This is a genomic window from Acetobacter fabarum (assembly GCF_011516925.1).
Classification (GTDB): Bacteria; Pseudomonadota; Alphaproteobacteria; order Acetobacterales; family Acetobacteraceae; genus Acetobacter; species Acetobacter fabarum.
Genome location: NZ_WOTG01000044.1, coordinates 1 through 1471, shown reverse-complemented (window position 1 = coordinate 1471; position 1471 = coordinate 1). Strand labels below are relative to the sequence as shown.

The 1471-nt window shown below is 61.5% G+C and carries 1 protein-coding gene; it reads left to right on the top strand.

Going from position 1 to position 1471, the window contains the following annotated elements:
- Positions 1-1470, top strand: a 1470-nt coding sequence (locus GOB83_RS14580) for a carbohydrate porin (RefSeq protein ID WP_165926621.1), incomplete at its 5' end; no start/stop codon positions are given.
- Position 1471 lies beyond the last annotated feature (1 nt).

Genomic DNA, 1471 nt, shown 5'->3' with positions numbered 1-1471 from the left:
TCCGAGGTTGACCCTGCCACGGTGCGTGACAGCATGCGCGCGGCAGAAGCGGCTGCCTCCAAGAATGATGAAGACCACCCCGACCTGAGCGACCACCTGCTGGGCAATATGTGGGGCGCACGTGACTGGATGGCCCGCCACGGCATTACGCTCGACATCCAGGAAGTGGATGAACTGTGGGGCAATACCTCAGGCGGCACCGCATCAGCAGCCGATGGGGCAAATGGCTCGGGCACCGGCCCGGCCTATGACGGCATGACCATGCCAACCCTGACCGTGGACCTGGAAAAACTCATCGGCCTCAAGGGCGGTATTTTCAATATCAGCGCACTCCAGCTGCGCGGGCGCTCGATCTCGCAGGATCATCTGGGCGTGTTCAACCCCGCATCCGGGTTTGAGGCAGACCGCTCAACCCGCCTGTTCGAGCTGTGGTACCAGCAGTCCTTCCTTGGCGGCAAGCTCGACGTCAAGATCGGGCAGCAGGATCTGGATACCGAATTCCTGATCAGTGATTACGGCAGCCTTTACCTCAACTCCAACTTCGGCTGGCCCATGGCGCCATCGGTCAACCTGTATGGGGGTGGGCCGTCCTGGCCGCTGGCATCCCCCGCCATCCGTATCCGCTACCGGCCCACGGACCAGTTTACCGTCATGTTTGCCGCAGCGGATGATAACCCGCCAGGCAACCGCTACAACTCCACCGCCATCCAGCAGGCCACAGGCTCGGATGCAGGGCAGACCAACGACCCGACCAGCCAGAACGCCAACAACAATGCCTCGGGCACCCAGTTCAACATGGGCACGGGGGCGCTGCTCATGACCGAGCTGCAATATGCCATCAACCCCCAGCCCGATGACATGTCCAAGGTCACCAAGGACCCCGGCCTGCCCGGTATTTACAAGCTGGGGGGTTTTTACGACACCGCCAAGTTTGCAGACTACCGCTACAACAAGAACGGGGGCTCGCTGGGAACAGCGGTGCTGAACGGCAGCACCAACCAGCGTGACCTGACCCCGCGCTGGGACCGTGGCAACTGGATGGTTTACGGCATTATCGACCAGATGATCTGGCGTCCCTCGCTCCAGTCTCCCCAGTCTGTGGGTGTGTTTGCCCGTGCCACGGGCAATGGTGGTGACCGCAACCTGATCAGCTTTGCCGTGGATGCGGGGATCAACCTCAAGGCCCCCTTCAAGGGGCGTGACAATGATACGGTGGGCGTGGGCTGGGGCATTGGCCGTGCCTCTTACGGGCAGCGCCAGTTTGACCGGGACTCCGGCACACACCGGCAGGGGAACGAAAACCATCTGGAAGTGACCTATCAGGCGCAGGTCATGCCCTGGTGGGTCATGCAGCCGGACTTCCAGTATGTCTGGAACCCTTCGGGCGGGATCCCTCTCTCATGGGGGGATTCACCCAAACGGATCGGGAACGAGGCCATCTTCGGCCTCCACTCCAGTATTACTTTCTAAT